Origin of the sequence: Burkholderia sp. JP2-270 (assembly GCF_003233675.1) — a bacterium.
In the GTDB taxonomy this organism is placed as follows: domain Bacteria; phylum Pseudomonadota; class Gammaproteobacteria; order Burkholderiales; family Burkholderiaceae; genus Burkholderia; species Burkholderia pyrrocinia_C.
Genome location: NZ_CP029825.1, coordinates 37069 through 56645, shown reverse-complemented (window position 1 = coordinate 56645; position 19577 = coordinate 37069). Strand labels below are relative to the sequence as shown.

At 64.5% G+C, this 19577-nt stretch carries 19 protein-coding genes; 8 read left to right on the top strand and 11 right to left on the bottom strand.

Going from position 1 to position 19577, the window contains the following annotated elements; translation table 11 throughout:
• Positions 1-10: 10 nt before the first annotated feature.
• From DM992_RS17940 to DM992_RS17915, 6 genes are all read right to left on the bottom strand, one after another.
• Positions 11-811 (bottom strand): ABC transporter permease, encoded by an 801-nt coding sequence (locus DM992_RS17940; RefSeq protein WP_111018005.1) that lies wholly within the window; start codon positions 809-811, stop codon positions 11-13.
• 1 nt (position 812) lies between these two features.
• A complete protein-coding gene (locus tag DM992_RS17935; protein WP_111018004.1) occupies positions 813-1697 on the bottom strand; it encodes an ABC transporter permease in 885 nt (294 codons plus the stop codon).
• Positions 1698-1832: 135 nt separating this feature from the next.
• Entirely contained in the window at positions 1833-2873 is a 1041-nt protein-coding gene (locus DM992_RS17930) for an ABC transporter substrate-binding protein (RefSeq protein WP_111018003.1), read from the bottom strand.
• Between the two features lie 150 nt (positions 2874-3023).
• Complete coding sequence (locus DM992_RS17925) at positions 3024-3992, bottom strand: flavin reductase family protein (RefSeq protein ID WP_162631686.1); 969 nt, start codon at positions 3990-3992, stop codon at positions 3024-3026.
• A gap of 189 nt (positions 3993-4181) precedes the next feature.
• Positions 4182-4868, bottom strand: coding sequence for a GntR family transcriptional regulator (locus DM992_RS17920; protein ID WP_204356176.1), 687 nt, complete (start codon positions 4866-4868; stop codon positions 4182-4184).
• A gap of 133 nt (positions 4869-5001) precedes the next feature.
• On the bottom strand, positions 5002-5292 hold the full coding sequence (locus DM992_RS17915) for a DUF1330 domain-containing protein (protein ID WP_111018001.1): 291 nt from the start codon (positions 5290-5292) through the stop codon (positions 5002-5004).
• Positions 5293-5402: 110 nt separating this feature from the next.
• Between DM992_RS17915 and DM992_RS17910 the strand changes: the two genes are divergently transcribed.
• The 7 genes from DM992_RS17910 (at position 5403) to DM992_RS17880 (ending at position 12194) form a co-directional block, all read left to right on the top strand.
• Positions 5403-6005 carry an amino acid synthesis family protein gene (locus DM992_RS17910; RefSeq protein ID WP_111018000.1) on the top strand — a complete coding sequence of 201 codons (603 nt, stop codon included), beginning with the start codon at positions 5403-5405 and terminating at the stop codon, positions 6003-6005.
• Positions 5974-6792, top strand: coding sequence for an alpha/beta hydrolase (locus DM992_RS17905; protein ID WP_111017999.1), 819 nt, complete (start codon positions 5974-5976; stop codon positions 6790-6792). The genes DM992_RS17910 and DM992_RS17905 overlap by 32 nt, the downstream gene beginning before the upstream one ends.
• Before the next feature lies 1 nt (position 6793).
• On the top strand, positions 6794-7729 hold the full coding sequence (locus DM992_RS17900; protein WP_111017998.1) for a flavin reductase: 936 nt from the start codon (positions 6794-6796) through the stop codon (positions 7727-7729).
• An 11-nt stretch (positions 7730-7740) separates the two neighbouring features.
• Positions 7741-8778 carry an LLM class flavin-dependent oxidoreductase gene (locus tag DM992_RS17895; RefSeq protein ID WP_111017997.1) on the top strand — a complete coding sequence of 346 codons (1038 nt, stop codon included), beginning with the start codon at positions 7741-7743 and terminating at the stop codon, positions 8776-8778.
• Positions 8779-8790: 12 nt separating this feature from the next.
• Complete coding sequence (locus DM992_RS17890; RefSeq protein ID WP_111017996.1) at positions 8791-10260, top strand: aldehyde dehydrogenase; 1470 nt, start codon at positions 8791-8793, stop codon at positions 10258-10260.
• A 116-nt stretch (positions 10261-10376) separates the two neighbouring features.
• Entirely contained in the window at positions 10377-11789 is a 1413-nt protein-coding gene (locus tag DM992_RS17885; protein WP_111017995.1) for a cytosine permease, read from the top strand.
• 15 nt (positions 11790-11804) lie between these two features.
• On the top strand, positions 11805-12194 hold the full coding sequence (locus tag DM992_RS17880) for a carboxymuconolactone decarboxylase family protein (RefSeq protein WP_111017994.1): 390 nt from the start codon (positions 11805-11807) through the stop codon (positions 12192-12194).
• A gap of 455 nt (positions 12195-12649) precedes the next feature.
• Here the strand turns inward: DM992_RS17880 and DM992_RS17875 are convergent, their stop codons facing one another.
• The 5 genes from DM992_RS17875 to glnT all read right to left on the bottom strand — a co-directional run bounded on the left by DM992_RS17875 (position 12650) and on the right by glnT (position 18650).
• Positions 12650-14014, bottom strand: a complete 1365-nt coding sequence (locus DM992_RS17875) for an ammonium transporter (RefSeq protein WP_239511454.1) — start codon at positions 14012-14014, stop codon at positions 12650-12652.
• 261 nt (positions 14015-14275) lie between these two features.
• Entirely contained in the window at positions 14276-15637 is a 1362-nt protein-coding gene (locus DM992_RS17870; protein ID WP_111017992.1) for an FMN-binding glutamate synthase family protein, read from the bottom strand.
• A 26-nt stretch (positions 15638-15663) separates the two neighbouring features.
• Positions 15664-16353: a protein glxC gene (locus DM992_RS17865; protein ID WP_111017991.1), complete on the bottom strand. Its 690-nt coding sequence runs from the start codon at positions 16351-16353 to the stop codon at positions 15664-15666.
• Positions 16341-17249, bottom strand: a complete 909-nt coding sequence (locus tag DM992_RS17860; RefSeq protein ID WP_111017990.1) for a glutamine amidotransferase family protein — start codon at positions 17247-17249, stop codon at positions 16341-16343. Before DM992_RS17860 ends, DM992_RS17865 begins: the two co-directional genes overlap by 13 nt.
• Positions 17250-17261: 12 nt before the next feature.
• The gene (gene glnT / locus DM992_RS17855; RefSeq protein ID WP_239511402.1) at positions 17262-18650 is read right to left on the bottom strand and encodes a type III glutamate--ammonia ligase; all 1389 of its coding nucleotides are present in this window, start codon (positions 18648-18650) and stop codon (positions 17262-17264) included.
• 241 nt (positions 18651-18891) lie between these two features.
• Between glnT and DM992_RS17850 the strand changes: the two genes are divergently transcribed.
• Positions 18892-19494, top strand: coding sequence for an XRE family transcriptional regulator (locus DM992_RS17850; RefSeq protein ID WP_111017989.1), 603 nt, complete (start codon positions 18892-18894; stop codon positions 19492-19494).
• Positions 19495-19577 lie beyond the last annotated feature (83 nt).

Genomic DNA, 19577 nt, shown 5'->3' with positions numbered 1-19577 from the left:
GCGTGTTACCTCAGTTTGCGCGTGCGCGGCGCACCACGGCGCCCGCCAGCATCAATACGGTGGTCAGTCCGACGAGCAGCGACGATGCAGCCGCCACGACGGGAGTCAGGTCTTGCCGCAACGTCGCCCAGATGCGCACAGGCAGCGTCTGCAGCGTCGGGCTCGACATGAAGATCGACACCACGACTTCGTCCCACGACGCGAGGAACGCGAAGATCGCGGCGGCAAACAGGCCGAGCCGGATCGAGGGAAGCGTGACCCGCAGCTTCACCGTGAGCGGCGACGCACCGCAGATGAGCGCGGCATCCTCGAGCGCCGTGTCGAAGCTCACGAGCGAGTTGCTGATCGAAATGATCGAGAACGGCAACGCAATGATCAGGTGGCCGATCACGAACCCGGTCATCGTGCCGTTCAGGCCGATGCGCAGGAAAAACGCATAGAGTGCGACGGCGAGCACGACGACGGGCAGCACCATCGGCGTGAGGAAGAAACCCCGCACGGCCTCGCGGCCGCGAAACTTGCCACGCACGAGCGCCAGCGACGCGAGAAACCCGATCAGCACGGACAGTGCGGTGACGATCACCGCCAGCTTCGCGCTGGTGAGCAGCGAGTCGATCCAGCCCGCATCGGTGAAAAGCTGCCGGTACCATTCGAGAGTCCAGCCCGGCGGCGGGAAGATGAGCCACTGCGAATCGCCGAACGACAGCGCGACGATGAAGAAGATCGGCAACAGCAGAAACAGCGCAACGGCCGCGCCCACGGCCACGAGGATCCAGCGCAATGCGCCCAGGCGATCGAAATCGAGCAACATGTCAGCGACCTCCGGTGGTTGCACGCGCCCTGCCGGTAAAGCGCAGCTGCAACGCATAGAGCGCGAGCGTCACGGCGAGCAGCACGAACGCCGCGGCGCCGGCGAGGCCCCAGTTCAACAGTTCCTGCACGAGCTGCGCAATGAGTTCCGCGAGCATCATGTACGACGGGCCGCCCAGCAACGTGGGCGTTACGAAGTAGCCGAGCGCCATCACGAACACCATCAGCGCGCCCGAGGCCACGCCCGGCATCGCGAGCGGCACGAGGATGCGCCAGAACGCCTGCCAGCGGCTCGCACCGCACACCGCGGCGGCGCGCAGCGTCGACGGGTCGATGCCGCGCAGCGTGGCATGCAGCGGCATCACGAGGAACGGCAGCATGATGTACGTCATGCCGATGGTCACGCCGGTGAGGTTGTTCACGAGCGAGAGCGGCTCGTGTATCACGCCGATCGCCATCAGCGCGCGGTTGATCGGCCCGGTCCCCTGCAGCAGCACCATCCATGCGAACGTCCGTGCGAGCAGGTTGGTCCACATCGACAGCAGCAGGATCGCGAACAGCACGGAACTGAGCTTGCGCGGCGCGATTGCGAGCAGCCATGCCATCGGAAAGCCCACGACGAGCGTGACGAGCGTCACGACCGTGGCTACGAGAAACGTATTGCCGAACACGCGCACATACGTCGTCGAGCCGAGCAGTTGCTCGTAGTTGTGCAAACCGGGCGTCGGCTCGAGCACGCTGCGCAACAGCAGCGACAGCACCGGCAGCAGGAAGAAGATCACGAGCAGCAGCATTGCCGGCGTCAGCAGCCGCATGCTGCGCCAGTCGCGCCGCTTGCGCGCGTTCGCCGCGGGCGGATGCGCGATGGTACTCAATACGTTGGGCATGGTGGCTCCTTTGTCGGCCAGGGTCGGCGCTTCACTGTCCATTACCCCTGGCCCCATGCAGGTTCGTTGCTCAGCCGGTCCGTCCCGGGTCGGCATCCTGAACGGCGTTCGGCCCGTACGTGGTGCCGCGCGTGCTTACTTCGATTGCCACGCGTACCAGCGCTTCGCGATCGCGTCGCGGTTCTCTGCCCAGTACTTCATGTCGAGGTTGATCTGCGATGCCTTGTACTGATCGGGCAGCGTCTTGGCGATCGCCGGCGGCATCAGCGCGGCTGACTTCACGTTGATCGGTGCATAACCGGTGTCGGCCGCGAATTTCGCCTGGGCCTGCGCGCTCGTCGCGGCGGCCAGGTACTTCATCGCCGCATCGCGATGCTTCGCGCCCTTCGGAATCACGAGCATGTCGGCGGCGGTCAGGTTCTGGTTCCACGAAATGCCCACCGGCACGCCGGTCTGCTCGAGCGCATGCAGGCGACCGTTCCAGAACATGCCGATGGGCGATTCGCCCGATGCGAGCAGCTGCTGCGACTGCGCGCCGCCGCTCCACCAGACGATGTCGCTCTTGATCGAGTCGAGCTTCCTGAACGCGCGGTCGAGGTCGAGCGGATACAGCTTGTTGGGCACCACGCCGTCGGCGAGCAGCGCGATTTCGAGCACGCCCGGCGCCGACCACTTGTAGAACGTGCGCTTGCCCGGGAAGCGCTTGGTATCGAAGAGGTCCGCCCAGTTTTGCGGCTGCGCGCTCGTATACTTCGCCTTGTTGTAGCCGAGCACGAACGAGTAATAGAAACTGCCCACTGCCGAAGGCGTCGTGAAGCGCGGGTCGAGCTCGGCCTTCTTCACCACCGAATAGTCGATCGGCTCGATCAGCCCGGCCTTTTCCGCGGCATACGCGAAGTCGCCTTCCACGTCGACCACGTCCCAGCTCACGTTGCCGCTGTCGACCATCGCCTTGAGCTTGCCGTAGTCGGTGGGCCCGTCCATCAGCACGTTGATGCCGCTCGCCTGCGTGAACGGCTGCGCCCAATCCTTCTGCTGCGACGACTGGGTCGTGCCGCCCCAGCTGGTGAACACGATCGGGTCCGCGGCCAGCGCCGGCGCGGTGCAAAGTGCGGCCAACGGTGCGATGTATGCCAGACGCGACACTGCGAAACGCGGGATGCTTCTGCTGCTCATGGTCTCTCTCCGAGGGGAAACGGTTGCGGCTCGCGGCCACCGGGATGGCAGCCGCTCGAACACGAGTACTCAGGCCAGCGGCACCAGTCGCGCCGGCTTCTTGATCTTGTCTTTCATCACTGCGGCGCGGCGCTCCCGGCCGACGCCGTCTCAATGTGCAAGGGCCAGTGCCTGTACCGTCCCGGCTTCCGTATCGCCGACATAGATGCCGTACGCGTCCTGCCTGCGCTCGCGCACATAGCGTTCGAGCATCGAGCGCACGGCGGTGTCGGTGATCTCGTTCCAAGGAATCTGCCAGAGCGGCACGATGCGGATGCTGCTGTCGAACCATGGCGACCCCGTGTGAACCACGCGGCCGCGGTAATAGATGTGGACGCCCGGCTCGCGCTCGCCGGCCGCCTCGAACACGGCAAACAGGAAGTCGAGATGCGCGTTGAGGCCGAGCTTCGCGAGCACGCCGCGCAGGCTCGCCGCGTCGCTCGCCGGCTCGAGCCTGATGCCGGTCGGCAACCCGAGGCCCTGCGGCGTATCGACCAGCACCAGCCCGTCGCGATGTTCCAGAATCGCGCCGATATGGGCACGCCCCGCGGCCGCGGACAACGCGTCCTGCGACAGGCTGAAATTCACGTACGCGCCGCGGCAATAGCCGAGCGGCGACGCACTCGTCTGCACGAAGTCGACCACGCGTCCGATCAGGATGATGTGATCGCCCGCGTCCACCACGTCATGCGTCAGGCAGTCGAAGCTCGCCGCCGCATCGTGGATCACGGGGGCGCCCGTCTTGCGCGCGCCCCACGGCACTTGCGTGAACTTGTCCTGCGCCTTCGACGCGAACACGCCGGAGACGTCGGTCTGGTTTTCCGCGAGCACGCTCACGGCAAAACGTTGCGTGGCGGAGAACACCGCATGGTTCGACGCCGTCTTCGCGATGCACACGAGGATCAGCGGCGGGTCGAGCGACACCGACGTGAACGAGTTCGCGGTGAAGCCGCGCGGCGAACCGTCCGGCTGGATCGTCGCGACGACCGTCACGCCGGTAACGAATGCGCCGAGTGCGCGACGGAATCCGAGCGTGTCGAATGCCTGTTGCGCGGTTTGTCCGATCATCGACTCAGCCATGGCGTGCTCCCGTGATCACTGCGATACTCGATGAGATGATGGTATGCCATCTTATGGTCGACAACAATGTTCTCAATATTATGGAATACCATAAGTGAAATCGACAGACAAAAAAAAAGCCGCCGGCATGGTGTGCCAGCGGCCTTCCGTGTCGAACCGCGCGTGTCGAATCCCGCGCTCACGGTTCCGTCAACCGTCGCTGACTGCCTCGTCCTGCTGCGCGAGCGCCGACAACGCCAGTTCGGAAACCCGCTTGATGTGTGCGGCCGACGCGGCCGAAGCCGCATCCCCGTCGCGCCGCTCGATCGCATCGAGCAGTCGGTTCATCTCGGTGTTGGAGTCGCCGCCGCGCCCCGGCATCGCGATGGTCAACGCACGCAACCGGTTGATACGCGCGTTGAGCGTCTTGACGACCGTCAGCGACACCTGTTTTCCGGCTGCTTCGAACAGCGTTTCATAGAAGCGCTCGGTGTACTCGAGCACGCGCGGCAAATCCTGCTTCGCGAACGCATCCTCGATCACCGCGCGGACCTCGCGCAGCTGCCGCACGACCTCGGGTGTCGCGCCCTCGGCGCACGCACGCGCGGCATTGGCTTCGAGCAGGCCGCGCAGCTCATAGATCTCGCCCACTTGCGCCGGATCGAGCCGCGCCACCACCGGCCCTTGCCGCGACACGGTCTCGACCAGCCCTTCGGTCTCCAGATGTCGCAGCACCTCGCGCACCACCGTGCGGCTTACGCCGAGCTCGTCGCACAGCGTGCGCTCGACGAGCCGGGCGCCCGGCCGGAAATACCCCTGCACGATCGCACCGCGCAGTTTGTCGAGCGTCAGTTCGCGCAGGGTCTTGGCATTGCGGTCGATTTTGAGGTCTTGCATGGGCGGCACTCTGGAAACGGTATTTGGCCTGTGGCCGGCAGCGCGCCGGGCACAAACATGGAATGCCATATTATGACCTAACTGTCATCGGGCTTTCCATCCTGCAGGCCGGCAGTGCGCCGTGAGCGCGCGATCAACTCTCCAGCCCCTCGACGATCGAGATCTGCGCTCGACAATGCCCGTCCCGCTTGGCTTTCGCCGCCTGGTATTCGGGTGAGTGATAGCACGCGAGCGCCGTTTGCACGTCGGCGAACCGGATCACGACGTGGCGCTCGAACGACTCCCCCTCCAGCACCTGCGACGCGCCACCGCGGGCGAGGAAAACGGCGCCGAACTTCTTGAACGCCTGCGGCGCGACATCCGTGTAGTCCTTGTATTTCGCGGCATCGAGCACCGTCACGTGGGCAATCCAGTACGCAGTCATTTTCCATCTCCGTTTTCCGGAATTTTCCGGACAAGGGTTAACACTCATGGCATGCCGTAACATGGTATACCACAATGAATTCCACAATCAACGCACGAAAGGAAGGTGCCATGAGCCTGATTCGGAAATCCGTCCTGCATGTCGAGACGCTCTATGTGGATGGCGACAAGGTCGCTGCCAAGCCGCTGAAAATGATCGGCGCGGTCGCAGTGATCAAGAACCCGTGGGCAGGCCGCGGGTATGTCGAGGACCTGTCGCCGGAGATTCGCGCGCTCGCGCCGCAACTCAGCGAACACCTGACCAAAATGATCCTCGACGAAGCCGGTTCGGGCGAAGCCGTCGAAGCGTTCGGCAAGAGTGCGATCGTCGGCCTCGACGGTGAAATCGAGCATGCGTCCGCGCTGATCCACACGCTGCACTTCGGCAACACCTATCGCACGGCCGTCGGCGCGAAGTCGTACCTCGCGTTCAACAACACGCGCGGCCCGGCCAATGCGCCGCTGCTCATCCCGATGATGGACAAGAACGACGAGGGTCGCCGCTCGCACTACCTGACGCTCCAGTTCTCGATTGCCGACGCGCCGGCCGCCGACGAACTGGTCATCGCCATCGGCGCCGCCACCGCAGGCCGTCCGCATCACCGCATCGGCGACCGCTACAAAGATCTCGCAGAGCTCGGAAATGACGTCAAGAACCCTGCCGCTGTCAAATAATCGCGTCGCCCACTATCTCGACCAGGGTGCCGGCGAACCGCTGGTCCTGATTCACGGCGTGGGCATGCAGGCAAACGCGTGGTATCCGCAAATCGACGACCTGTCGCGCGATTTCCGCGTGATCTCGGTCGACATGCCGGGCCACGGCACGAGCGATGCGCTCGATACCGACGCGGACCTGCAGCGGTTCGTGCAGTGGGCGATCGAATTCATCGAGGCCCTTCAGGTCGGTCCCGTCAACCTGGCCGGCCACTCGATGGGCTCGCTGATTGCCGCCGGCGTAGCCGTCACAAGGCCGGACCTGGTCAAGCGCGTGGCCGTGCTGAATGGCGTGTACCGCCGCACGGAGCAGGCGCGCGAAGCCGTCCTGCAACGCGCCGCCGAACTGCGCTCGGGGACCATCGACGTCGAAACGCCGCTGCGGCGCTGGTTCAACGCCGAGGAGGCGCAGCAGATCGCCGCGCAAAAGGTCGAATCGTGGCTGCAGTCCGTCGACCTGGCCGGCTACGCCACCGCGTACACGGCGTTCGCGAAGGGCGATGAAGTGTATGCCGACGGCTGGCACCGGATCGCCTGCCCTGCCCTCGTGCTGACCGGGTCGGACGACCCGAATTCGACGCCGGAGATGGCCAGGCAAATGGCGCAAGCCGCGCATCACGGAAAGGCCGTCGTGATCGAGAACGAGCGCCACATGGTGAACCTGACCGCGCCCGAGGAAGTCAATCGCGCCCTGCGTGCCTGGTTGCAGGCCGATCCGCAGGCGGAAACCCTGAAATCGGAAGTGTGACATGAGCCAAGCAACCAGCCAGGAAGCCCCGACGATCAACACCCGGGAGCTACGCGATGCGTTCGGCGCGTTCATGACCGGCGTGACGATCGTCACCACCGCCCGCGACGACGGCCAGGCGCTCGGCTTCACCGCGAATTCGTTCTCGTCCGTGTCGCTGGACCCCGCGTTGCTGCTCGTGAGCATCGCGAAGACGTCGAGCAATTTCCAGACGTTTTCGACCGCCGGCCATTTCGCGATCAACATTCTCGCGGAAGGGCAAAAGGAACTGTCCAACACCTTTGCGCGGCCGAGCGACGATCGCTTCGCGAAGGTCGGCTGGCGCCTGAGCGACCATCGCAACCCGCTCATCGACGGCGTCAGCGCGTGGTTCGACTGCACGACGCACGCGGTGATCGATGCAGGCGATCACGCGCTCATCATCGGCAAGGTCGAGGCGTTCCATTCCGCCGGCTACGCCGGGCTCGGCTATTACCGCGGCGGCTATTTCACGCCGGCGAAGCTGTCGGCCGAAGTCATCGCCGGCCCGAAGGTCATCGTGAGCGCGATCATCACGCGCGATGACAAGGTGCTCATGGTGAAGACGGCCGACCACAAGTGGGCACTGCCCACGAAGGAGATCGGCAACGAAGGCGCCGACAAGGCGCTCGCCGACATCTTCCGGCAATACCAGCCGGACGCATCGGCAAGCTTTATTTATTCGGTCTATAACAACACCGAAACGCACTACCAGTACATCTCGTTCCTCTGCAGCGCACCGGACGAAGTCGCCGTCGCCGGCGAATTCGTGAGCCTCGACGACATCGAGACCGACGCGTTCCAGGACAGCGCACTGGCCAGCATGCTCGAGCGCTATCGCAAGGAGAGCCAGTTGAAGAGCTACGGCCTGTACTTTGGCGATCACAGCACCGGCACCGTCCGCCCGCTTCTTTCCTGAAAGGTCACATCATGCGTTTTTCGCTTTTCGTTCACATGGAGCGCGTCTCCGACCGGACCAGCCAAAAGCAGCTGTACGACGAGATGGTCGAGCTGTGCCAGATCGCCGATCGCGGCGGCATGCATGCCGTCTGGACCGGCGAACACCACGGGATGGACTTCACGATCGCGCCGAACCCGTTCATCAACCTCGCCGATCTCGCCAACAAGACGAAGCGCGTGCGGCTCGGCACGGGCACGGTCATCGCGCCGTTCTGGCATCCGATCAAGCTCGCCGGAGAAGCCGCGATGACCGACATCATCACGGGCGGCCGCCTCGAACTCGGGATCGCCCGGGGCGCCTACTCGTTCGAATACGAGCGCCTGATGCCGGGGCTCGACGCGTGGGGTGCGGGTCAGCGCATGCGCGAACTCATTCCGGCCGTGAAGAAGCTGTGGGAAGGCGATTACGCGCACGAAGGCGAGTTCTGGAAATTCCCGTCGACGACCTCGTCGCCGCTGCCGCTGCAGCAACCGCATCCGCCGATCTGGGTGGCCGCGCGCGACCCGAACAGTCACGAGTTCGCCGTGGCCAACGGCTGCAACGTGCAGGTCACGCCGCTGCACCTGGGCGACGAGGAAGTCGAGAAGCTCGTCGGCCACTTCAACGCCGCATGCGAGAAGTTCAGCGACGTGCCGCGCCCGCAGATCATGCTGCTGCGTCACACCTATGTGGCGAGCGGCGAGGACGATGCGCAACTGGCCGCCGACGAAGTCAACGTGTTCTACAACTACTTCGGCGCGTGGTTCAAGAACGAACGTCCGATCAGCCGCGGCATGATCAAGCCGCTGAGCAGCGAGGAAATCGCCGCCCACCCGTTCTACACGCCGGAAGCGATGCGCAAGAACAACGTCATCGGCACGCCCGCGGAAGTCATTGCGCGTCTGAAGGCTTACGAAGCGCTCGGCTTCGACGAGTACTCGTTCTGGATCGACACCGGCATGAGCTTCGAGCGCAAGAAGGCTTCCCTCGAGCGGATGATCCACGACGTGATGCCTGCGTTCCAATAAGGTGCCTGAGCCATGAATGTGCCATTTCAGCTGTATATCGACGGCCGGTTCGAGCCCGGCGCCGCGACGTTCGGCAGCGTGAATCCCGCGACCGGCACCGTGTGGGCGCAGATGCCGGAAGCACGCACCGACGAGGTCAACCGCGCGGTGGCCGCGGCCGGCCGCGCGTTGACCGATCCGCGCTGGACCGGTCTTTCCGCGTCGGCGCGCGGCAAGCTGCTGTACAAGCTCGCCGATCTCGTCGAACGGGCTGCGCCGCGACTCGCTGAAATCGAAACGAACGACACCGGCAAGATCATCCGGGAAACGTCGAGCCAGATCGCGTACGTCGCCGAGTATTACCGCTACTACGCGGGCATTGCCGACAAGCTCGAAGGGAGCAGCATCCCTGTCGACAAGCCGGACATGCAGGTATGGCTCGAACGGCAGCCCGTCGGCGTGGTCGCCGCGATCGTGCCGTGGAACAGCCAGCTGTTCCTGTCCGCGGTGAAGGTCGGGCCGGCTCTCGCTGCCGGATGCACGGTGGTGCTCAAGGCATCCGAGGACGCGCCGGGCCCGTTGCTCGAGTTCGCGCGCCTCGTGCACGAGGCGGGATTCCCGCCGGGCGTCGTCAACGTCATTACCGGCTTCGGCCCGGAATGCGGCGCGGTGCTGAGCAGCCACCCGGGCGTGGACAAGGTCGCCTTCACCGGCGGCCCGGAGACGGCGCGCCACATCGTGCGGAACACGGCCAGCAACCTCGCGAAGGTGTCGCTCGAGCTCGGCGGCAAATCGCCGTTCATCGTCTTCGCCGATACCGATATCCAGAGCGCGGTGAATGCGCAGGTCGCGGCGATCTTCGCGGCGAGCGGCCAAAGCTGCGTCGCGGGTTCGCGCCTGCTGGTCGAGGCGTCGATCAAGGAGCAGTTCCTTTCCCTGCTGGTCGAACGTGTGTCGCGCATTCGGGTGGGGTCACCCAACGAGACGGCGACGGAGTACGGCCCGCTGTGTACCGAGCGGCAGCTTCGCAACATCGAGGCGGTCGTCGCGAGCTCGGTGCGTCAGGGCGCGAAGGTGCTCGCCGGAGGGAAGAAGCTGGAGCGCGACGGGTATTACTACGCGCCGACCATCCTCGACTGCACCGGCTTCGAGAACGCCGACAGCATCACGACGGAACTGTTCGGCCCGGTGCTGTCGGTCGACACGTTCGAATCCGAACAGGAAGCGATCGAGAAGGCAAACAGCACCGAATATGGACTCGCCGCCGGAATTTTCACGACCAACCTCACGCGTGCTCACCGCGTGTCGAAACGCGTGCGCTCCGGCATCGTCTGGATCAACACCTATCGCGCGGTGTCGCCGCTCGTGCCGTTCGGCGGCTTCGGTTTGTCGGGGCACGGCCGCGAAGGCGGCCTGAGCGCCGCGCTCGAATATACGACGACGAAGTCCGTGTGGCTTCGCACCTCGGACGATCCGATCAGCGACCCGTTCGTGATGCGTTGAGCGGGCCGGCATTCGCCTGCAGTATCGATTCAAGGCAGCAGAGGCCATGTCGTGCCGTGCCGCGTCATCGGGCGCGTGCGGCGAGACCCGGCCCCGGCAATAAAGATGGAGACAGCATGACAAAACCGGCAAACGACAGCAGCGTTCTCGCCATCGAAAGCAACTCGATCGACTATGTCGCCCCCGAGGCGCGGCATGGGAAGCCGGCCGATCTGTTCACCCTGTGGTTCTGTACGAATGTCGCGCCGCTGGCCGTGATTTCCGGCGCCACGTCGGTGCTGGTGTTCCACCTCGACCTGGTGAGCGCGATCGTCGCGATCGCGGCCGGGCAATTCTTCGGCGCGATCTTCCATGCGCTCACCTCCGCGCAGGGGCCGCTCGTCGGCGTGCCGCAGATGATCCAGAGCCGGGCCCAGTTCGGCCGGTACGGGTCTTTGCTGGTGGTCGGATTCACCACGCTGATCTATCTCGGCTTCTTCGTCTCGAACATCATCCTCGCGGGCAAGACGCTCCATACCGCAGCACCTTCGGTGCCCGTGCCGATCGCGACAGTCATCGGCGCCGTGCTCGCGACGCTGGTCGGCGTGATCGGCTGTCACTTCATTCATCGCTTCAACAAGGTCGGCGCGTGGTTCATGGGCGGTGCGCTCGTCGTCGGCATCGCGCTGATGGCCCCGAGTATCGACGCCGGGATCCTCCAGCAGGGTCATTTCGACCTCGCCAACTGGTTCGCGATGTTCGGACTGTGCGCGGTCTGGCAGATCAGTTTCGCCCCTTATACGTCAGATTATTCGCGCTACCTGCCGATGTCCGCCGGATTCGCGAAGACCTTCGCTTACACGTATTTCGGCACGTCGCTGGGCACCATCTTCGCGTTCCTGTTCGGCGTGCTGACCGTCAGCACCGGGCATTCGACGGACGCGATGCAGGCGATCCGCGATCAGACCGGCGCGTTCGGCTACGTGCTGATCTTCCTGTTCCTGGTCAACATCATCGGCCACAACGGGATGAACCTGTATGGCGCGGTGTTGTCGTTCATTACCGCCGCGCAGACGTTCCGCCCGCACTGGGTTCCCGGCCGCAACGTGCGCGTCGTCGTGTCGGCGGTGCTGCTGGTGGCTTCGACCGCGACCGCACTGTGGGCATCCAGCAACTTCATCTCGATCTTCCTCAACGCGATCTTCGCGTTGCGCATCGTGCTGGCGCCGTGGATCGCGATCAACCTGATCGACTTCTATCTGGTCAACAACCGCCACTACCGCGTCGCGGAAATCATCAGCAGCAATGGCGGCGTGTATGGGTCGTTCAACTTCAAGGCCATCGCGATCTATGTGTTCGGCATCGCGGTCCAGGTGCCGTTCATGGAAGAGAGTTTTTTCCACGGTCCATGGGCGTCGATTCTCGGTGGTGCGGACGTGTCGTGGATGGTGGGCCTCGTCGTCACCGCGCTGGTCTGCTACCTGTTTGCGTCGAAGGACGACTCGCGTTCCCGCGGCCGGCTCCCGGCGGCCGCCGAGGCTTTGGAATAACGGAGGAATTCAATCATGAACGAAGATGATGCGCTGTTTCAGAAGGGCCTGCCGATTCGCCGGGAAGTGCTCGGCCCGGAATATGTCGATGCGTCGATGGAGAAGGCCGACGCCTTCATGATGGCGTTCCAGCGCGCCACCACCGCATGGGCGTGGGGCTGGGCATGGGGTGACGAGACGCTCGATCGCAAGACGCGCAGCCTGCTCAACCTCGCGATGCTGACCGCGGCAGGCCATACCAACGAACTGAAGCTGCACGTGAAGGGCGCGCTCAACAACGGCGTGAGCGTCGATGAAATCAAGGCGACGCTGCTGCACGCGACCGCCTATTCGGGCATCCCGCACGGCCTCAGCGCGTTCAAGGCGGCACACGAAGTGCTGGTGGCTGAAGGTGCGTTGAAGTAAGCGACCTGCTTTCGAATATCCGGGCAGACGCATTACCGGCGGACAAAGCAGTACGCGGGGCTGGAAACGCGGGGCTGGAATCTGGCCGGGTCCGCGTACTGAAGCAACATTTCCCGTGCTCTGCTCGACGCCCACTGTAGGCGTTCACCGGAGCGCCAACCGCTGCGCATCTTTATTTCAGTATTTAACGGTACGCGGGTGTTCTCCGGCGTATATCGAGCATTCGCCAGATTGATCGATAGGTTCAGGCCATTTTCCGAGGTCTGACATGACAACAAAATTGAGAAAGACGACGGTCCGGATGCGGGACCGAATGCCTCGGCCCCGCACACCGGGACGCTATATGATCGTCGACCTCCGGATCGGCATAACGTCGATGCCGAGTCGCCTTGTTCCGCCGTGCGCCGATTAGGTACCGAACCGGAGGAAGGCATGCGCCGTCGCGGCAGCGATTCTTAGGAATGGTAGGCTGTCTCGCCGTGCGAGCTGACGTCGAGCCCTTCCCGTTCGCGCTCGTGATCGACGCGCAGGCCGATCGTCACGTCGACGAGCTTGAACGCGACGACCGACACGACCGCCGACCAGACGAGCGACGTCCCGACGCCCCAGCACTGCGCGATCAGCTGATCGACGATGTGATAGTCGGTCACCTTGTTTGCGACGTAGTCGTAGATGCCCGTGCCGCCAAGCGACGGCGACGCGAACACGCCGGTCAGCAACGCACCGACGATCCCGCCGATGCAATGCACGCCGAACACGTCGAGCGAATCGTCGACGCCGATCATGCGCTTCAGGCCGTTGACGCCCCAGTAGCACACAGCTCCCGCTATCAGGCCCATCGCGATCGCGCCCATCGGGCCTACAAAACCGCACGCGGGGGTGATGACAACGAGCCCGGCGATCGCGCCCGACACTGCACCGAGCATCGACGGCTTCTTCTTCGCCGACCACTCGACCATGGTCCAGGAAACCGTCGCTGCGCACGTCGCGAGCAGTGTCGTGACAAACGCCAGCGTCGCCGCACCACTGGCTTCCAGCGCCGAGCCGACGTTAAAGCCGAACCAGCCGACCCACAGCAGCGACCCGCCGATCATCGTCATCGTCAGGCTGTGCGGTGCCATGGTTTCACGTCCGAACCCGACGCGCTTGCCGATCATGATCGCGCCGACCAGCGCCGCAATGCCCGCGTTGATATGCACGACCGTGCCACCCGCAAAGTCGATCGCCCCCTTCTGGAACAGGAAGCCTGCCGTCGCGTTGGCCTTATCGGCTGCCGCCGCGCTCGTGTAGGCATCGGGACCGGGCCAGTACCAGACCATGTGCGCAATCGGCAGGTACGAGAAGGTGAACCACAGCACCATGAACATCAGAACTGCAGAGAATTTCGCGCGCTCGGCGATACCGCCGACGATCAGCGCAGGCGTGATCGCGGCGAACGTCAGCTGGAACGACACGTAGATGAACTCCGGAATCACGACCCCCTTGCTGAACGTCGCAGCAGTCGAATCCGGCGTAATGCCGACTAGAAACGCCTTGCTCAGCCCGCCGAAGAACGCATTGCCTTCGGTAAAGGCGATGCTGTAGCCGTAGACGGCCCACAGCACGCCGAGCAGGCAGAACACGACGAGCGTCTGCATCAGGATGGACAGCATGTTCTTCGCCCGCACCATGCCGCCGTAAAACAGCCCGAGCCCGGGCGCCGCCATCATCACGACGAGCAGCGTCGCGACGATCATCCAGGCAGTGTCGCCCTTGTTGGGCACCGGCGCGGCGGCCGCCACCGCACCATCCGCCAATGCGGGCACGGCGAACGCCGCCATCCCTAGCAATGCAAGCAATCCGATTACTTTTTTCATTCGCCGATTCCTCGAAAATGGCAGCGCGGGCTATGTCGCGACGCCGATGCCGTCGCAAAAGCGGAGCAGGCGAACGGGCACGCCGTCGCACGGTCCGCCGCGCGACGGTGCGGCGGACCTCAGCCCAATGGAGTGATCAAGCGGCACGCCTGCGAGCGGAGTCGGCGGCAGCCACGACGGCCAGGCCGACGTGCGCCGATTTCGTCGCGTGCGATGCGGCGGACGTCAATAACGCTGCCCCGGAATCCACGACGTGCCGGCGAGCGGCACGCGCGCCATCGCGGCCGCCTCGACCGTCAGCGCGACAAGATCCTCCGGCTCCAGGTGATGCACGTTCTGCTTGCCGCAGGCCCGCGCGATCGTCGTGAGTTCCATGTTCAGCGTCTTCAGGTAGTTGCGTACGCGGCGCGCGCCCTCCTCGGGCTGCACGCGTTGCTCGAGCACCGCATCCTGTGTCGTTACGCCGACCGGGCACTTGCCCGTATGACAGTGATGGCAGAACCCCGGCGACGTATTCAGCGCCGCGTAGTCCGCGACGGCCGAATGCAGTGCGCCGTTCTGGAAGTACGTATCGCCGTTGCAGCCGAGCGCCATCAGCACGCCTTGGCCGATCGCGACCGCGTCCGCGCCGAGCGCGAGCGCCTTCGCGACATCGGCACCCGTGCGGATGCCGCCGGACACGATCAGTTGAACCTGCCCCTTCATGTTCAGATCTTCTAGCGCGGCGACAGCCTGGCGGACCGCCGCCAGCGTCGGGATGCCAACGTTCTCGATGAAGCAGGTCTGCGTCGCCGCGGTGCCGCCCTGCATGCCGTCGACAACGACGACATCTGCGCCCGCATGAACCGCGAGCTTCACGTCGTTGAACGTGCGCGTCGCACCGACCTTCACGTAGATCGGCTTCTCCCAGTCGGTGATCTCGCGCAGCTCCTGGATCTTGATCGCCAGATCGTCCGGCCCGGTCCAGTCCGGATGGCGGCTCGCCGAACGCTGATCGACGCCGGCCGGTAACGTGCGCATTGCAGCGACGCGCGGATTGACCTTCTGTCCGAGCAACATGCCCCCACCGCCCGGTTTCGCGCCCTGGCCGATCACAACCTCGATCGCGTCCGCGCGGCGCACGTCGTCGGGATTGAAGCCATAGCGCGACGGCAGGCACTGATAGACGAGCGTCTTCGACGAGCGTCGCTCCTCCTCGGTCATGCCGCCGTCGCCCGTCGTCGTCGACGTGCCGGCCGCTGTCGCGGCACGGCCGAGCGCTTCCTTCACGTTCGCCGACAGCGCGCCGAAGCTCATGCCGGCCACCGTGATCGGAATATCGAGCACGATCGGCTTCTTCGCGAAGCGCGTGCCGAGCACGGTCTGAGTCGTGCATTTCTCACGATATCCTTCGAGCGGATAGCGCGACAGCGACGCGCCGAGAAACAGCAGATCGTCGAAATGCGGCACCGGCCGCTTCGCACCGAGGCCGCGGATTTCGTAAAGGCCGCGCTGGGCGGCCGTATGGATGTAGTCGATCGTCTTGCGGTCGTAGCCGTGCGACTCTTCCTGCTGCAAGCGCGCGAAATGAATGGGTTTGGTTTCCATGGCGTCTTCCCGGACAAGCTGTGGATTCAATATTCCTGGTTCGCGTCGGCGTTCCAGTGGTAAAGGGCGCGCGCCGATGCGATGCGCTTGAACGCACGCGGGTCGTGATCGAGTCCGGCGGCGTCGAGCAGCGCGGCGACGGCGCTGACGTCCGTGTCGGTCATCGGCTCGAACTGTGCGTCGGCGCCGAGCGATTTCACTTCGCCCTTCACGTACAGCACGGCCTCGTAGAGCGAATCGCCGAGCGCGTCGCCCGCGTCGCCGCAGATCACCATGCGCCCGGCCTGGGCCATGAACGCGGAAAAGCTGCCGACCGAGCCGCCGACGACGATGTCGCCGCCTTTCAGCGAAATCCCGCAGCGCAGCCCGGCGTCTCCGTCGATCACGAGCAGCCCGCCGTGCGCGGACGCGCCCGCGCCGTTCGACGCGAAGCCCTTCACGTGCACCTTGCCGCTCATCATGTTTTCCGCGACGCCGGTGCCGGCGCTGCCTTCGACGACGATCGTCGCGCGCTTGTTCATGCCGCCGGCGTAATAGCCGGCATGCCCGTCGATCGTCACCGTGACGGCAGCGTCGACGCCCACCGCGATGTTGTGCGCGCCGTTCGGCGAAGCCACGACAATGGCCTGGCCGTCGAGCGTCTCGGCGCCGCCGTGCAGGTACTGGTTCACTTCCCTGACCGTGGCATGATCAAGGTCGAATGTCACGCGTTCCATACGTACATCTCCTCGGGTGCGGGTTCGAATACTTTCGCGTTCTTGATGTCGGGCAGATGCGCAAGCGAGCGGAACTCGGACGCGATCGCCACGTAGTCGTCGTTCTCGGCGACGACCGCGGGCTTGCACGCGAACGGATCGCGGATCAGCGCCAGCTCGGTCGGGGTGCCCATCAGGAAGGTGAAGAAGCCGTCGAGCTCCTCGAAGCCTTTCTGCAGCGCGGCATGCAGCGTGTCGCCTTCACGCAGCCGCCATTCGAGGAAGCGGCACGCGGCCTCGGTATCGTTGTCGGTGTCGAAGCGGATGCCCTCCGGCTCGAGCTTGCGCCGCACGCCGTACGGATTCGACAGCGAGCCGTTGTGCACGAGGCAGAAATCCTCGCCCGCGGTAAACGGATGCGCGCGGTCCGGCGTCACCGCCGACTCGGTCGCCATCCGCGTGTGGCCGACGAGGTGCGAGCCCTTGAGATCGCCGAACGCGTAACGCGCGGCGATGTCGGCCGGCAGCCCGATGTCCTTGTACAGGTCGATCGAGCGGCCGGCCGACAGCACGTAGATGCGCGGGTAATGCTCGTTCAGCCAGTGCTTGATCGCATCGGCCCGCCCCTCGACAGTCAGCACCGCGTGATTGCGCTTTGCGTCGATGCGCGCAGTGGCGTCGACGGACGCTTTCAGGCGATCCAGCAGCACGTCCCACGGGAAGTGCCCGCCCTCGTCCGTAAAGCCCGAGTACAGGCTCAGCTTGCGCCGGCTCGCATCGAGCGCGTCGCCGAACACCGCGAGACCGGCCGAATCCGGGCCGCGCTCGGTCATGCCGATCAGCATCGGCACCATCAGCTCGCCGAGCCGGTCGCGCAGTTCCGGTGTCTTCACCAGCAATCCTACGATTCCGCACATGTTTCCCCCTCCTTAGAAAAACTCGATGTACTGCTTGATTTCCCAATCCGATACGTGGCGCATGTATTCCAGCCACTCCATTCGCTTGAGCTTGAGGAATTCGTCGACCACCGGCCCGAGCGCATCGCGAATCAATTGATCGGCTTCGAGCGCGTCGAGCGCTTCGCCGAGGTTTTGCGGCAGCACGCCGATGCCGTGGTCGCGCAGCTTCTGCGCCGGCCACTCGTACAGATTCTCGTTCGCGGGAGCGCCCGGCGACAGGTCGCGATCGATGCCGTCGAGCCCGGCGGCGATCACGGCCGCCGTTGCGAGATACGGATTGCATGCGCCGTCGGGCAGACGCAGCTCGATCCGGCCGCCCGGCATGCGCACCATCGTCGAACGATTGTTGTCGCCGTAGCTGATGTAGGCCGGCGCCCAGGTCGCGCCGGTCAGCGAGCGCCCGACCACGAGGCGCTTGTACGAGTTCACGGTCGGGTTGCAGAGCGCCGCCAGCGCGGGCGCGTGCGCGAGCAGGCCGGCCGTGAACCGGTAGCCGAGCGTCGACAGGCCCATGCCGAGCGGATCGGCGTCGTCGGCGAACAGGTTGCGCTTGCCGTCGCCGATCGACATGTGCATGTGCATGCCGTTGCCGGGACGGTTCGCGAACGGCTTCGGCATGAACGAGCAGATCATCCCCAGGTCGTTCGCGATCTCCGACGCGGCCATCTTGAAGAACACGTAGTGATCGCACGACGTCAGGCAATCGGTGTACGTGTAGTTGATCTCGAACTGGCCGTTCGCATCCTCGTGGTCGATCTGGTAGACGTCGATGCCGACCGCGCGCAACGATTCGGTGAGCTTTTCCAGGAACACGCGCGTGCGCGACAGGCCCTTGTAGTCGTAGCACGGCTTTGCGAGCGAGTCGCTCGGGTCGCACGGCTCGAGCGTGCCCGACGCCGAGCGCTTCAGCAGCGAAAACTCGGGCTCGAGGCCGGTAAACAGCGTCCAGCCCCGCTCGGCGACACGCGCGACCTGCTTCTTCAGCGTCACACGCGAATCGAACGCCCACGGCGCCCCGTCGACATGACCGTCGCACACGATGCGTGACAGCCCCGGCTGCCACGGCACCGGCGTGAGCGTCGCGAGGTCGCCGACCGCCATGTAATCCGGGCCGTTCGGCTCGATGCCGACACCCCAGATCGCGAAGCCTGCAAAGCCCGCCCCGGCGGTCAGCACGCTTTTCAGATGAGCGACCGGGACCGACTTGGCCTTGGCCACGCCGTGAATATCGACAAATTGCGCAAGGACGTACTTCACGCCTTCCTGCGTCAGATACGCCTGCGCTTCCTCTACGGAGTCGAAACGGGGTACGCTGCCGAGCACATTGGCCGGCAAACTGCACGCATCATTCAGGTTCATCGCCACTCCTTCCCACTACGTCCTTCGATGATTTAAGGAAGCCGCCCGACACGCGAGCGACCCGGCTACTCGACACGTTCAGACATCGCCGCAACGGCGGTGCAGGCATGTCCGCAGTACGTGGAGGAATTTATTGACAGTCAACAATAATTCCTGCCATGAAACTTTTTATCCGAACTACTCCCTCCCGCGGCAGCGCCGCCACAATCTGCTACCCTGCCCTTTTTTACCGAGGCCGACGATGTCCACCGCAGACGACAGCAAACCACCGCTCGAACGGTATCTCGGCTCGACGATCCGCGAGCTTCGCCAGCATCACGGCCTGACCATCGCACAGGTCGCTGAGCAGGCCGGCATCAGCCGCGGGATGCTCTCGAAAATCGAGAACGCGCAGACCTCCACCGGCCTCGACGTACTCCACCGCATCGCGCAGGCGCTCGGCGTGTCGATGTCGACGCTGTTCCGCAACTTCGACGTTCCGCAGGGCGGCGCCCAGCTCGTCAAGAAGGGCGCCGGCATGGAAGTCGTCCGCAAAGGCACCAAACGCGGCCACACCTACCATCTGCTCGCCTACGACCAAGGCCCGCGCAAGCTCTTCGAGCCGTTCCTGATCACGATGGAAGATCAGGCGGAACGCTTTCCCGTCTTCGAACACCCCGGCACCGAGTTCATCCACATGCTCAAGGGCGTGATCGAGTATCGCCACGGCCAGCAGACCTACATCCTCCATCCCGGCGACACGCTGACCTTCCGGGGTGACGTGCCGCATGGCCCGGAACGCCTGATCAAGACACCGATCCAGTTCCTGTCGATCTTCGTCTACGGTCAGCAAACCGAAGAGTGACGCCAAATACGATGCAAGCTCCGTGCCAAGTTTCCCTACATGAATCAAAGATTCCCGCTGATAAACACTTTCGGCGGATGCGT